Origin of the sequence: Raoultibacter timonensis (assembly GCF_900240215.1) — a bacterium.
GTDB classification, from domain to species: domain Bacteria; phylum Actinomycetota; class Coriobacteriia; order Coriobacteriales; family Eggerthellaceae; genus Raoultibacter; species Raoultibacter timonensis.
The window spans coordinates 1215311-1228255 of record NZ_LT964679.1 but is presented as its reverse complement, the minus strand read 5'-3'; the positions used below and the strand labels follow the sequence as shown (position 1 = coordinate 1228255).

The 12945-nt window shown below is 58.1% G+C and carries 14 protein-coding genes and 1 pseudogene; 9 read left to right on the top strand and 6 right to left on the bottom strand.

What is annotated here, in order from left to right:
• Positions 1 to 67 precede the first annotated feature (67 nt).
• Entirely contained in the window at positions 68 to 400 is a 333-nt protein-coding gene (locus tag C1722_RS05445) for a winged helix-turn-helix transcriptional regulator (protein WP_102378344.1), read from the top strand.
• Positions 401 to 589: 189 nt separating this feature from the next.
• Here C1722_RS05445 and C1722_RS17810 read toward each other — a convergent pair.
• The 4 genes and pseudogenes from C1722_RS17810 to C1722_RS05425 form a co-directional block, all read right to left on the bottom strand.
• Positions 590 to 1021: pseudogene (locus tag C1722_RS17810) on the bottom strand (Abi family protein); the annotation flags it as partial.
• Positions 1022 to 1031: 10 nt separating this feature from the next.
• Positions 1032 to 1535: an Abi family protein gene (locus tag C1722_RS17555; protein ID WP_102378343.1), complete on the bottom strand. Its 504-nt coding sequence runs from the start codon at positions 1533 to 1535 to the stop codon at positions 1032 to 1034.
• A gap of 233 nt (positions 1536 to 1768) precedes the next feature.
• Positions 1769 to 2041 carry a hypothetical protein gene (locus C1722_RS05430; protein ID WP_102378342.1) on the bottom strand — a complete coding sequence of 91 codons (273 nt, stop codon included), beginning with the start codon at positions 2039 to 2041 and terminating at the stop codon, positions 1769 to 1771.
• A gap of 10 nt (positions 2042 to 2051) precedes the next feature.
• Positions 2052 to 3323: a DNA polymerase Y family protein gene (locus tag C1722_RS05425; RefSeq protein WP_102378341.1), complete on the bottom strand. Its 1272-nt coding sequence runs from the start codon at positions 3321 to 3323 to the stop codon at positions 2052 to 2054.
• A gap of 462 nt (positions 3324 to 3785) precedes the next feature.
• Between C1722_RS05425 and C1722_RS05420 the strand changes: the two genes are divergently transcribed.
• Positions 3786 to 4325 carry a hypothetical protein gene (locus C1722_RS05420; protein ID WP_102378340.1) on the top strand — a complete coding sequence of 180 codons (540 nt, stop codon included), beginning with the start codon at positions 3786 to 3788 and terminating at the stop codon, positions 4323 to 4325.
• On the top strand, positions 4322 to 5761 hold the full coding sequence (locus tag C1722_RS05415; RefSeq protein ID WP_102378339.1) for a cadherin-like beta sandwich domain-containing protein: 1440 nt from the start codon (positions 4322 to 4324) through the stop codon (positions 5759 to 5761). Before C1722_RS05420 ends, C1722_RS05415 begins: the two co-directional genes overlap by 4 nt.
• Positions 5762 to 6303: 542 nt before the next feature.
• On the opposite strand, the gene C1722_RS16670 is transcribed toward C1722_RS05415, so the two are convergent.
• Positions 6304 to 6480, bottom strand: coding sequence for a nuclear transport factor 2 family protein (locus tag C1722_RS16670; protein WP_146040609.1), 177 nt, complete (start codon positions 6478 to 6480; stop codon positions 6304 to 6306).
• Between the two features lie 132 nt (positions 6481 to 6612).
• On the opposite strand from C1722_RS16670, the gene C1722_RS17805 reads away from it, so the two are divergent.
• Positions 6613 to 6792 carry a helix-turn-helix domain-containing protein gene (locus C1722_RS17805; protein WP_102378338.1) on the top strand — a complete coding sequence of 60 codons (180 nt, stop codon included), beginning with the start codon at positions 6613 to 6615 and terminating at the stop codon, positions 6790 to 6792.
• Positions 6793 to 7204: 412 nt separating this feature from the next.
• Here the strand turns inward: C1722_RS17805 and C1722_RS05405 are convergent, their stop codons facing one another.
• Entirely contained in the window at positions 7205 to 8191 is a 987-nt protein-coding gene (locus C1722_RS05405) for a serine hydrolase domain-containing protein (protein ID WP_102378337.1), read from the bottom strand.
• A 578-nt stretch (positions 8192 to 8769) separates the two neighbouring features.
• Between C1722_RS05405 and C1722_RS05395 the strand changes: the two genes are divergently transcribed.
• The 5 genes from C1722_RS05395 to C1722_RS05375 all read left to right on the top strand — a co-directional run.
• Complete coding sequence (locus C1722_RS05395; RefSeq protein WP_102378335.1) at positions 8770 to 9480, top strand: lantibiotic protection ABC transporter ATP-binding protein; 711 nt, start codon at positions 8770 to 8772, stop codon at positions 9478 to 9480.
• A 601-nt stretch (positions 9481 to 10081) separates the two neighbouring features.
• Positions 10082 to 10246, top strand: coding sequence for a hypothetical protein (locus tag C1722_RS16880; RefSeq protein WP_180995050.1), 165 nt, complete (start codon positions 10082 to 10084; stop codon positions 10244 to 10246).
• Positions 10239 to 10655, top strand: coding sequence for a hypothetical protein (locus C1722_RS05385; RefSeq protein WP_102378333.1), 417 nt, complete (start codon positions 10239 to 10241; stop codon positions 10653 to 10655). Before C1722_RS16880 ends, C1722_RS05385 begins: the two co-directional genes overlap by 8 nt.
• A gap of 145 nt (positions 10656 to 10800) precedes the next feature.
• The gene (locus C1722_RS05380) at positions 10801 to 11463 is read left to right on the top strand and encodes a response regulator transcription factor (protein WP_102378332.1); all 663 of its coding nucleotides are present in this window, start codon (positions 10801 to 10803) and stop codon (positions 11461 to 11463) included.
• On the top strand, positions 11451 to 12945 hold a 1495-nt coding region (locus C1722_RS05375), incomplete at its 3' end, for a sensor histidine kinase (RefSeq protein ID WP_102378331.1). The genes C1722_RS05380 and C1722_RS05375, both read left to right, overlap by 13 nt.

Here is a 12945-nt window from a genome sequence, read left to right as displayed (position 1 = left end):
TTTGTTCGTCAAGTTGGTATCATATATACGCCAACAGCCTTTGAGAAACCAGTCCGGAAGGACCGCCATGCCCGACGAGACCAAACCGCATCTGCCCGCCTGCCCGGTGGAGACCACCCTCACGCTCATCAGCAACCGATGGAGGGTGCTGATCCTGCGCGACCTCATGGACGGCCCGCGCCGCTTCGGCGAGCTCAAGCGGAGCATCGGCGCCATCACGCAGAAGGTGCTCACGGCGAACCTGCGCGCCATGGAGGAGTGCGGCCTTGTCACGCGCACCGTGTTTCCCGAAGTGCCGCCCCATGTCGAGTACGAGCTGACCGAGCTCGGGCACAGCCTCAAGCCCGTCCTCGACAGCATGCAGGAGTGGGGTGCGGGCTACAAGCGGGCGATCGGCTGATTCTGCCGCGCCTGCCTTGCGCGCGTTTTGCTCTTACGACCCTAGCATACAAGCGCGCCGCCCGATTGGTAAGTAAGCACTTCGAAGTGCGCTAGGTTCCTTTGAGATACTATAGGAGAAGAGCGCAGAGATGAGCTCTGCGGGCACGGAGGTGCACGCGGGAGTCGGGTGCGACCTTTGACGTAAGCGCTATTTCGTACCTTCGACAAGCTCTTTGATAGATGAAAATCCCATCGCGTTCAAGAGGGGGGCGGAAACAAAGGAAGGCGTATCCCGAGTGACTCCCAGTATGAGACGAGATACCTCTGTTTTCATTTCCACAATCTCATCGACTTGCATTATCTCCGAAAGGTCATCGATAACGTCGGAGAAGCGGATATCTTTCGAGGGAGAAACTCGAGCGCAATAAAACCGCTCGTCATGCCCGCATATGTTCCGGAAGTCCTTGATGTGGTCGTAGATGAGGCGCAGATTTTCGGGGTCAAATCGTTTTTTCGTCCCATGGGTGGCTTCGAAGAGACGCGAGAAATATCGGGCTATTTCGTTTCTCGTGGACTCCTTTTGAAACGTATAAAACTTGAAAATGGCACCAAGACTGATGTAATTCGATAAAACCCAAAGCGGAACCTCATCATGGTTTTTTTATGTAGTGCTCGATGTAAGGGCGCTCGTAGGCTTGCTGCTCATTCGGGTTTTTGCCGAGTGTCTTCTCGAAATTTCTTATAAGCTTCTCGATATTGCGGCGATAGCCGCTTTCTCTCCTGTACAGTTCTTCGTTCAGATAAGGTTCGCACTCGTCTTGATATCGACTTGTGAAGCAGTATGAGCAAGCTGTTTTGAGAGTCGCTTCGACTCGTGCGAAATATTTGAACATTCTCAGTCTGAGATCTCTATCGAACTCAAAGAGGCGATAGACGTGATCAAACGTGACGCCTTTATAGAACCTGTCATCTCCAGAAGCTGCTGATTTTGCTTCTTTGTCGATGAATAAAACTGTGTATCCGTTTATTACGCAATAGTATCCCTCGCGAGCTAAAATATGCTTCGTGCGTTCGTCGGTGATCAGCCCGCGAGCATTCAGTATCTCTATTTGCTCGTCGATCGTCTTAAATGGGGCTTGTCCATAGTCCCTCATCCCTAGATACGCAAAAACCGCCCGAAGGCGGTTCGTGCGGATTGTGACGGACGTACCGGCTCACAACCTCTTCACGTCAACAATAATAGCAGCGCAGCGTTCTTTCGCAAGGCCTTCACAATATCGGTACGCAGAATCAGTACACCAAGGTGGAACATATTTTGCGTCAAGATCTTGTTCAGTCATCAGGTGGAAAAGAGTGCCAGCCTCTTATGCTGAAGCAAGTTTTCGCGTCAACGGGCTTCTCCTGCGCGCACTTTCTCCTCCACGAACCAGCGGGGGTTCTCGTAGAAGAGAAACGTATCCCTGTCCCGGATGCGCACGAGGAAGCGCACGCCGGTGCCGCCCACTTTGAGCGATGCGGCGCGGCGCGTGTCGAGGATCCGATCCACCTTGAACCGGCGGCCGTCTTCCCAGACGATCGAGAGCGGCCGCACCGACCCGTCTTCGCGGTGAAGCGCCACGACGTCCACGTAGCGCTTCTTCCTGCTTTCGATTCCCTTCATGGCGCATGCCTCACGAATGCAGGTATCCGACCGGGTGGACCGTGTTCTCGCCCTTGATGTCCACGCCGAGGAGCGCCTCGTCGACAAGCTCGGCGCCGCGCTGGATGCAGAGGTTGCCGAACCGCCGCCTCAACTCGTCGATCGTGAAATCGAGGCGCAGGGCGATGTCGCGTTTGCTCTCGAAGAGCGAGAGCTGCTCGGGCTCGCTTGCGGCTACGAGGTCGGTCGCGCGCACGTGGAGCCCGCGGATGGGCCGCGTGCCGTCGAACCGCTCGTTTGCGAGCACGAGCGTCCAAGCCGTCCGCGCCACGTCGCGCGTGGCCGCCGTCGCGTACGGCAGCTTGGTCTGGCGCGTGTAGCTCGTGAGGTCCTCGCCGTCGCGCACGCCGATCGCGATGGTGCGGGCGCGCATGCCGTCTTCGCGCAGGCGCTGCGCCACCGATTCGGAGAGCAGGTAGATGAGGGCCTTGGCATCGCTTGCGGTGAATATGTCGTGCGGGGCGGTGAGCCCGTTGCCGTAGCTCTTCACCGTACGCTCGACGTCCTTGCGCGCGGGGTCGTAGGCCTTCACCGGCGTCGCGTCCTCGCCGCGTGCGAAGGTGCGCAGCATCAGTCCGATCGTGCCGAAGCGCCGCTTCAGATAGGCGTCCGAGGCGTGGGCCAGATCCCCAATGGTTCTCACGTTGTAGGCGGCGAGTTTCCGCTCGGTGGCGTGCCCCACGTAGAGCAGCTCGCCGACAGGGGAGTTCCAGACGATGTCCTGGTAGTTCTCGCGCGTGATCTCGGTGATGGCATCGGGCTTTTCGAAATCGCTGCCGAACTTCGCGAAGATCTTGTTCCACGAGATGCCGATGGACACGGTCACGCCGAGCTCGGCGCGGATGCGCTCGCTGATCTCCTCGGCCACAACGCGCGGCTGCCCGCCGTGCAGATGGATAGAGCCCGTGAGGTCGAGCCAGTTCTCGTCGAGGCCGAACGGTTCGACGAGGTCGGTGTACTGGTAGTAGATGTCGCGCGCCAGGGCGGAGTACTTCTTGTAAAGCGGGTAGTCTGGCGGCAGCACGACGAGGCCGGGGCACTTCGCCCGCGCCTCCCAGAGCGCCTCGGCCGTCTTGATGCCGTAGGCCTTCGCCTCCTGGCTCTTGGTGAGCACGATGCCGTGGCGCAGCTCCTCTTTGCCCGCCACCACGACGGGTTTGCCCCGAAGCTTCGGGTGCTCGGCCTGCTCGACCGACGCGTAGAAGGTGTTCATGTCGACGTGCATGATGATTCTCTCGTCCATAGCTCGCCCCGTTTCGATGTCGGCTGCCCCACGCAACCGGTAACTTCTTCAATAGAGTACAGATGTTCGCATCATTGAACGGGGAGCGCAAGCGAACAAACCGTGGAGATTGCGGGGCGAGGATTGGAAAAGGGAAAAGAAAAATGTCTTCTGTAGCGCAACGGTTTTCAGGTCTAGCGCAACAGAGCAGCGTTAAGTCTGAAAACGACTCAATAATCCAAATTGTTGTATACTATTGCCGCAATCAAATAGACTGGTGATGTAGGTCATGGTGCTGCGTATCACTTCCTATGAAAGTATGTGATGCAAGGTAACACCTTCCACTTGAGGCACAAGGTGTTTATATCCGAATAGTGTAGATGCTCGAACCGTGATAGAAGACATGATAGGGGAATAAAAGACATGATAGGGGAATAAAAGACATGATAGGGGAATAAAAGACATGATAGGGGAATAAAAGACATGATCAAAACGATGCAGCCCTCTCAAAACAAAACGACCTTGTCTGCGCGCATCCTCAGTGTTGTGCTTGCAGCTTTTCTCGTGCTCACGCTTGCTCCCTTTGTGCCGAACACCTCGCACACCGCAGAGGCAGCAGTGGGGATTCAGCCGGGCATCAACATACAGAACACCAATACCGCTACTGCCACCACTATCGCTTTCGGAGGTATGGAGTGGGTCGTAATAGGGTATGACGGTGCCGGTGTGGCAGGTGCCGGTGGCGCTCTCAGTCCAGATGACACTACGGCGACACTTCTTTTGAGAGACGCTTCACTCTTTCCCGATTCTTACGATGTGTTTAGCAATAGTGGCTCGGCGGACTATGCGAACAGCGGGCTTCGTTTTAAAATGACAGCAGCCTATGATGCCCTTGGCACAGGCGAGCAGTCCTTGGTGGATGAGCGTGTGCTTGCCGCAAGCACGGCGGTGAACTCAACAGTGACAACTGATTTCGATACGATCTATGGGGAAACGATATCAATGCATACTTCTGGTCTTTGAGCACCAAAGAGGCGTCTACTGTCAATTCAACCCTGCGACAGTATGACTTCGGCTGGTGGCTGCGCTCGCCCGGTGACGCTCCGGAGTTCGCCGCTACCGTCATCGGCGACAGCGGCGACGTGTTCCAGAGCGGTAGTCGCGTGGGTGACGCCCGCTCCCTTCGCCCCGCTTTCAAGTTAGATCTGTCCTCTGTTTTCTTCACCTCTTCCGCGACCGTAACAGACAGTAAAAGTTCGGTAGGCGTTGGTGGCGGCCTGGTTGCGGCAGCTGCCCCGACCGGCACTGTCAAACTTACGGTTGAAGATGACGCACAAGAGATGGAGTTGCAAGCAACACTCGCACAAAGTACCCAAAGTGTCGCAACGAGCGAATCTCTTAAGTTCAGCTACGTAGATGCCACTTCCGGTACCAACCAATACGTGTCCTGTGTTTGGACTGACGACAACGACAGCAATGCCCCTACATACTACGGCAAGCTTGCCGATAGTTCATCTACCGCATCAGGCACCCTATCTATCCCGCTTGGCGGTGTAGCTGACGGCATCTATACCGTAAGCGTATTCAGCGAACAGGCAAACGGTGACACCTACACCGATTTCGCCTCCACCCCGACCACCATGACCGTTACGGTCGCAAGCGGTACCGCTACCGTAAGTAACTTCGGCGGCACCATTCTTTCTGACGATGCCACACTTCAAAGCCTCAACGTAAGCGCGGGGACACTTGATCCTGTATTCTCATTTACCACCACAAGCTATACCGTGGATGTGGACAATACACAAGACAGCATCGACATCACCGGTACAGCGAACCATGCCAGTGCCACGGTCTCAGGTACCGGCACTAAAAGCCTTAGCGTCGGTGCAAACAACTTCACCATCACCGTCACAGCCGAAGACGGTGTGACGACAAAAGACTACACCATCACCGTGACCCGTGCAGCCGCTCCCACCAAAGCCGATGCAACCAAGAACACCTTCTCTGTCACTGGCGGCCTTTCTCAAACCACCAATACCGACTTCACTATCACCGCACAAGGTGACTTACAAGACGCTACCGGAGCCGTTGTCGGAGACACCCGCTACCTACCCAAACAGGCTTCTGCCAACCCTACGATATCGTTTCCCGCTAGTGCTCCTTATACCGCAACCATGAAGATCACCAAAGCGGGCTCCTATACCTTGTCCGTTACCTTCGAAGAGCAGGAGTGGACAGGCAGTGCCTGGGTTGCAACCGGTGTTACCGATACCAAATCCCAGCCTCTTACCGTGGCCGATGCGAAATCGAACCCCAAGCCCCTTCCCGATGACGGAAAGAACAAGCTTGCTCCTACCGGTGACGGCATACCATATCTGCCGATAGCTATCTCTTTCGTTATTTTCTTGGGACTGATCGTTATTGCGGCGAAACGGAAGAGTACAAACAACACGAAGTAGCAGCTATTGCGTGTATTGAGCACGAGAACATAAGGACGAATACCGCCTGTAGCGATAAGTCTGAAAACTCTTGTTGGGGTGCTGGATTAGTGTGTCCTGAACCCAAATACCGAACAGTTTATGGGTAAACGCAACGGCTTCTTCTGCTCGTAAATAGGTCTGCATATCAACAATCCATCCTTATGGTACCTATTCATACTGTTGCAATGACCTCAGAAACCCACATTTCCCGCAAACCGTTGCAGTAAAGATGATAATCAACCTGGAAAAGGGAAAAGAGAAATGTCTTCTGTAGCGCAACGGTTTTCAGGGCTAACGCACCACCAGCGCATTAAGTCTGAAAATAGCTTCTTTTATTAAGACTTCGAAGAGTTAGCAGCTACTTTTAAGAGTCCCTTGATGGAATAATAATTGTAAACGTGATTCTCGTATGACCCATATTGATGATCTATAGCTTCGTATCCCAGATTTTTGGTTGTCTGCAATATATGTTGCGAGATAGACTTTTTCGGCAAGCTTTTTTGCCTTAAAGTTTTGAATCTCTATTTTCTTTTGATCTTCGCAAATGAGTTTTCTATAGCTTCCTTCCTTGAATACACTTCTTCCGAACTTCCATATTCAACAAAGTCAGCTGCTAGGATATCCTCTAAGTTCTTGATGTCTTTACAAAAGTTCATATCAAGAAGTTTCTTTTCCAAAGCAAGAATCGTGTCTTCCATAATTTATGCCCTTGAACGGTTTTTCGTTACAGGTGCTATTCTGATCCCTGTTCACTGCGCTCTCTACTGATCTTTCTTTAGCTCCGGTTTTCGATCTAGCATTCTTTCTACAGAAAAAGAAAGGATGGAATTATGCCACGAAAGAAAAGAAGAAACTATGCAAGGCTTTCCAGCATGGATAGGATCGCCATCCAGCACGGCCTTGATGATGGTATGGGTTTCAGGGAGATCGCAAAGGCGACCCACCGAGACCCATCAACAGTCTCAAGGGAAGTAAAGCGCAATCGTACCTTATGGAGAGGCGGTCTTTGAGGAGGGCCAGTGGAAGAAGTCCCCCTTGCAGCCTGCTATAAGCTGAAGGAAGCTCCCTGGGCGTGCAACGGGTGTAGGAAAATCTCAACATGCGGCAGAGTGTGGCAGTGCAAATACTCTTCATCCCACGCATCCAGGCTTTCGTATGTCCGTAGAAGCGAATCGAGAAAGGGAATCGATAGGACGAGCGAGCAAATGGAATGGGCGATGGGACTTATCAGGGATGACCTTGCTCGTGGTCTGTCGCCTTGCCAGATAGCGCAAGGTAGGGCGAGAGAGCTTCGCACTTCTCCTTCGACGATATACCGCTGGATGGACAAAGGGTACAGAAAAATGTCTTCTGTAGCGCAACGGTTTCGCTATCGGCGCAGCGGATCTGCACTGAGCTCGAAAGACGGGACTCTGCGCCTGCCTATTCGCTCTTGATGAGCGAAAGAGCGATCCCGTCCTCGGGCCAAGCCAAGTACTTGGTGTAATTCGAGAGCAGCACAACGGCCCGTTCTCTCTTTTTGCTGAACGCCAGAAAAGCATGGAACGAACCCGTTCTTCCGTTGTGCCAAACGGTATCGTCATCTTTTTCGATCATCCAGCCGAGGCCCACGTCGAGATGCTTGTCGGAAACTCGCTTCTGGTGGCTGTAGGCGAGGTGGCTTCTCTCGCCGTAAAGGTTCATTTTGGCAAACGCGAGCATGTCGGATGCGTTCGAGCAGATGCATCCGGCGGGAGCGTAGGCCGAATCGTCGGACCATGTCCAGTTTCCCAGGTCGGCCTCTTTCTTGAAGCCGTGAACCATGCAAAGCTCATTCGAGTTGCACGAGGTCGCTGCCAGTCCAAGGTCTTCTTTGATGTAGGTGGCGATGCAGTCGAAATACCTTTTGCCCATCGCTTGGCCGAGCGCGTGCCCCAGCACCGAATACCCGAAGTTCGAGTACTGAAACTTCCCTTCCTTTCGCGGTTTGCGGGAAGCCTCGAGTATCGAGGCGATAAGCCAGTCCGACGTAAAGCTGTCGAAGGGGTTGCTCTGTTTTTTGCCCGAAAAGAAGACATAGGAAAGGGCATCGAGTTTGGAGTCGAAGAGGTCGGGATCAGCATAGCCCGACGTATGGGTGGCAAGCTGCAGAATGGTCGGGTAGGAAAGCCCGGCGGGCAGATCGATGTGACGATCGACGGTGTCGTCGAGGCGCAAGAGGCCTTCTTCCAGGCATTTCGCAAGCAGGGTCGCGAGGAACACCTTCGAGATGGAGCCCACTTCGTAGGAGCGGCTCTCGGGCGCGACGGGCACGCCGCCGCTCCCGAAGCTCCTGATATCGTCGACGCCTTTTTCGTGCGTCGCAACGGTTAGGACAACGTGCGGCTTGTTCTTGCAGTACTTCTGGATATCGCTTTCGTCGAGGTGCATGAGAAAACCGCCTGTTCCTTGTTTCGTCTTCGTGCTAAGCCGGGTGCGCCCGGTGCTTCGTTGGTTGGGTGCTTCGAGGAGCGCATACGCATTCTATCATGGGGCCTTCTCGGCTCAGGGGCCCTAGCGGTATCGGAAAAGACGAATCGCGGCCGCGCTCGCGTTCGCGCGGAAAGCCATTCGTTTGCGCAATGACGCCCAGGTAGTCCATGATCGCGTGGATGAAGATGGGGACAAAGAGCGATTTCGACTTGTAGAGCGCGAAGGCGAAGGTCGTGAACAGGAGGTAGGCTGCGCAGACAGCGAGAGCTCTGCAGACCTCGCGCCAGTCGTTTTTCGGCTTTTCGTCCAGGCTGGTTTGCACTCGGATCTCTCCTAGGTGGTTGCGTTCCGGTCCGATGGTATGCCCAAAACAGCGTTCCTCGGTGCGTTCGGCGGCGAAAAGGCGCCCGCGATTCCGACGAATCCTTCGCATTTCCGTGCCTCCGTTACAGCTTCGTTAGACTTGGCCCTCATGCTGGTACCAGTAACCGAGAACGACGTCCGCTGCGAGGCGGACCCAGACGAAGGGAGACGGCATGGATTGCATGCTCGAAACGCGGGGGCTCACCAAGCGCTTCGGCCGCGGCGACAACGCCCAGACGGCTGTGGCGGATGTGAGCCTGCATATAGGCAACGGCGAGGTGTACGGGCTTTTAGGCCCCAACGGCGCGGGTAAATCGACCACGCTCAAGATGATCTGCGGGATGCTGCGCCCCACGGAAGGCCAGATGATCTTCGACGGGCACCCGTGGCAGCGCGACGACCTCTACGCCATCGGTTCGCTCATCGAGGAGGCGCCGATCTATCCGAACCTCACCGCCCGCGAGAACCTCTGCGTGCGCGCCACGCTCTTGGGCCTGCCGAAGGAGCGCATCGACGAGGTGCTCCGCACGGTCGACCTCGAAAACACCGGCAAGAAGCGTGCGGGGCGGTTCTCGATGGGCATGAAGCAGCGGTTGGGCATCGCGCTCGCGCTCCTCGCTCATCCGCGCCTCCTCATCCTGGACGAACCCACCAACGGGCTCGACCCCATCGGCATCGAAGAGCTGCGCGACCTGATCCGATCGTTTCCGACGCACGGCATCACGGTGCTCGTGTCGAGCCATATCCTCACCGAGGTGCAGCAGATGGCCGATCGCATCGGCATCATCACGCAAGGACGCCTTTCCTACGAGGACGTGCTCCGTCCGGGCGAGGATCTCGAAAAGCTCTTCATGGACGTGTGCCGGAAGGGAGGGGCTGCATGATGGAAGCGCATCTTCAAACGACGCTCATCTCGGCGCTGCGAGCCGAGGCGCTCAAGTTCCACCATGCGGCTCCCGTGCGCCTGGCCATCGTCATGGCGCTGCCGTTCGCGCTTTTGGGCGCGATGACGGGCTTTGGCGGCATGCTCTCGTTCTCGCCATGGAACTACTGGTACGCCCTGCTCATGCCTGTGACGATCGCGCTTGTGACGGCGTGTGTGGCGAACGCAGACGCGCGGCTCAAAAACCGCTCGATCCTCGGGGTGGGAACGTCGCTTCGCACTTCGTGGTGGGCGAAAGTCCTGTACTGCCTCGGCCTCTCGCTTCTGTCCAACCTCGTTGTCTTCGCGATCTACCTGGTTGCGGCGGTCTTCGGTGCGGGAGGGCCTGCCCCAGACATGTTGTTCGCAGGCGCGCTTACGATGCTCTCGGCGGCGCTCGCCGTAGTGGTAACGAGCGCGTGGATGATTCCGGTCGGGTTGTTCCTCACGGCCCGCGCGGGCATGCTCGCGGGCATCTTCGTGCCTCTGGCNTCACGGCGGTGGCTTCGGGGCTGCTCGGCCTCGAGCCGTTCGCCCTGCCCGCGCGTTTGGGTTCGCTTGCCGTGGAGGGGGCCATAGCCGAAGCGCTCGGATCCGCGCAAGTCGCTTCGCAGGTATCCGCCGCCGCGACAGACGCGTCGCTTCTGTGCGCGGCCCTCACGCTCGTTGCGGTAGCGGCGCTTCTCGCATGGTTCGAACGGTTCGAAGAAGGGAAAACCTATGTCTAGCTCTGAAAGGCGGACGCACCGCTCCGTAGTTCTGCTTCTCGCGCTTGCGGCTGCGGCCGTCGCGCTGATCCTGCTGCTTCCAAACTGTTCCGGCGGTTGGGGCGCGGCGGCGCAATCGGTCCTCGACCGGCTTATGCCCGGTCCCGAGACGACGATGTGGGCGCCGGTGCCGCAGCCCGATTCCTACTCGGACAGCTACAGCGATGCGACGGGCGCGGGCACCAACTACGTGTACAAAATCGATGCGGCTACCGAGGGGGGCGACCGCCGCGAGCTCACGATCATATCCTTCGGAAACAAGGCGACGGGCGAGGGCTATCTCGAGATCGATGCCAAGGGCTCTTCGGGCGTCCATTACCGTGCCGTCGAAGAGGCCGAGGTGCCCGAGGGCGCCAAGGATGCCCTGTAGGGCATGCGGCCCGGCCTGAAAGTCCGCGAAGGCCGAGCGGAAAACCTGCGTGGCGGGCGGGGCTGGCGGATAGGGTTCGCTGTCGAACTGCGGACAATATCAGGTATCATGGCGAGAACACGACGGACAGGGAGGTGCGCAAGCGATGGCGCGCATACTGGCTATAGACGACGAGCAGGCGATACTTGCCGCGCTTGAGCGTGTGCTCAGGCGAGACGGGCACGAGATCGTATGCGTTACGGAGCCGGTGGAAGCGCTTTCCATGGATCTTGCGCGCTTCGACCTTGTTCTCTGCGACGTGATGATGCCCGAGCTCGACGGGTTCGACCTGGTGAGGCGGATCCGCCCGTGCTTCGACGGCCCTATCGTGTTCCTCACCGCCAAGGTTGCCGAGGAAGACGCCGTCGTGGGCTATGGCTTGGGAGCCGACGACTACGTGCGCAAGCCCTTCGGCGCCGCCGAGCTGCGCGCGAAGGTGTCGGCACACGTAAGGCGCGAGCAGCGCGAGCGCGTACACGTCCTGACCTTCGAAAACGTTCGCGTGAACCTCGGCACCAAAGAGGTTGCCGTAGACGACGAGCCCGTTTCGCTCACACCCACCGAGTACGAGATCTGCGAGCTTCTGGCACGTCGCCGCGGGCAGGTGCTCTCGCGCGAGCAGATTCGCGTATCGGCGTTGGGTTGGGACAGCGATGCGGACGATGCCGCCATCTCCATGCATGTGAGCCGCGCACGCAAGAAGCTCGCCAGCGCGGGCGTCGATCCCATCGCAACCGTGTGGGGAGTGGGGTACAAGTGGCAGCTGTGAGGCTTTCCGGGCGGGGCATTCCGCTTTCGCTCGTTATCGTGCGCTACTTCATCTACGTCATCGTCGCCGTCGCCGCTGTGTGGATGGTGTCGTTCATGGCCATCTCGATGGCGATCAACGCGGGCGCCGTGTATCCGGCAAGCTACGGGGCGGGGCACGTCGACGAGACGGTCGAGGCTCTGCGCTCCGCGCCCGAGTTCGACCCCGATGCGGTTCCGACCGCCTACCGCTATCTGCGCATAGACGATGCGGGCGCTGTGCTCGACGGCGACATGCCCGACGAGGACCTGGAATCCGCGCTGAGCATCGCCCGCGAGCATCTTGGCGACGGGGGGACCGCGAGCGAACAGGCGGCGGTAATCGGGAAAAACGGCATGACCTACACGGTGTTCGGGCTTCCCGATGGATCGACATGCCTGCTTGCGAGTGAGTTCATGCCGCAGTTCACCTCCCGCGAGCTTCGCGACGTGCTTCCCAACCCGCAGAACATCATGCTCGTCGTCGCCTGCGCGGGAAGCATCGCCTCCATTCTGCTCATCTCGCACCGTGCGAGCCGCGTCATAGCACGCAAGATGGCACCGCTCACGGGCGCGGCGGAGCGTATCGCGCAGGAGGATCTGGATTTCACGGTGGGCTCGAGCAACGTGCGGCAGGTGAACGAGGTGCTCGAAGCGATGGAACGCATGCGCTCTTCGCTCAAGGAATCGCTCGAAGCCCGCTGGCGGGCCGAGCAGGCGCAGCGCAACCAGGTGGCCGCGCTTGCCCACGACCTCAAGACACCCCTTACCGTGGTGCGCGCGAACGCCGACTACGTGGCGGAGGAAGCCTGCGGGTTAGCCGGTTCCGAAAGCGCTTCTGCGTCGGGAGAACTCGAGGACGTTGCCGCTGCGGCCCGCGACATCGCTGCGGCAGCGGAGCGGCTCGACGAATACGTGCGCCTGCTCATCGAGGCGTCGCGCGGCGAGGCTGCGGTCTGCGCCAAAGCGCCCGTTCCGCTCGACTCTTTCGCCGATGAGCTCAAAGCGGAGGCGGCGGCGCTTGCGCGAACGGCGGGCGTCGAACTCGGCGTCGCCTGCAGCCGATCGCTTGCAGGGGCCTGCATCGATGCGGATCGGGAGGCGCTCAGGCGGGCCGTCATGAACGTCGTCGCAAACGCGCTCGATCACGCATGCGGGCGCATCGACCTCTCTTTCGAACTCGACGAAGGCGGCACCTCCTTCGCGGTGGCGGTAGACGATGACGGACCGGGCTTTTCCGCGGAAGCGCTCGAACGGGGGTGCGAGCGGTTTTTCCGCGGCGATTCGTCGCGGAGCGCCGCCGCGTCCGTTGCGCACTACGGCATCGGGCTCTCTGCCGCATCCGAGGCAGCGCATGCGCACGGCGGGACGGTCGAGCTTTCCAACAGGACAGACGAGGCGGGGCGCATCGTCGGCGCGCGCGTTATCATGAGCATTCCCTGCTCAAGCGGGGGTCCGCTTCGGG

Bases quoted from the DNA above. Each gene is read 5' to 3' on its own strand.
- C1722_RS16670 (WP_146040609.1), bottom strand. From the start codon at position 6,480: ATGGAAGACACGATTCTTGCTTTGGAAAAGAAACTTCTTGATATGAAC.
- C1722_RS05425 (WP_102378341.1), bottom strand. From the start codon at position 3,323: ATGGACGAGAGAATCATCATGCACGTCGACATGAACACCTTCTACGCG.
- C1722_RS05405 (WP_102378337.1), bottom strand. From the start codon at position 8,191: ATGCACCTCGACGAAAGCGATATCCAGAAGTACTGCAAGAACAAGCCG.
- C1722_RS05430 (WP_102378342.1), bottom strand. From the start codon at position 2,041: ATGAAGGGAATCGAAAGCAGGAAGAAGCGCTACGTGGACGTCGTGGCG.
- C1722_RS17555 (WP_102378343.1), bottom strand. From the start codon at position 1,535: ATGAGGGACTATGGACAAGCCCCATTTAAGACGATCGACGAGCAAATA.
- C1722_RS05420 (WP_102378340.1), top strand. From the start codon at position 3,786: ATGATCAAAACGATGCAGCCCTCTCAAAACAAAACGACCTTGTCTGCG.
- C1722_RS05385 (WP_102378333.1), top strand. From the start codon at position 10,239: ATGTCTAGCTCTGAAAGGCGGACGCACCGCTCCGTAGTTCTGCTTCTC.
- C1722_RS05445 (WP_102378344.1), top strand. From the start codon at position 68: ATGCCCGACGAGACCAAACCGCATCTGCCCGCCTGCCCGGTGGAGACC.
- C1722_RS17805 (WP_102378338.1), top strand. From the start codon at position 6,613: ATGCCACGAAAGAAAAGAAGAAACTATGCAAGGCTTTCCAGCATGGAT.
- C1722_RS05395 (WP_102378335.1), top strand. From the start codon at position 8,770: ATGGATTGCATGCTCGAAACGCGGGGGCTCACCAAGCGCTTCGGCCGC.
- C1722_RS05380 (WP_102378332.1), top strand. From the start codon at position 10,801: ATGGCGCGCATACTGGCTATAGACGACGAGCAGGCGATACTTGCCGCG.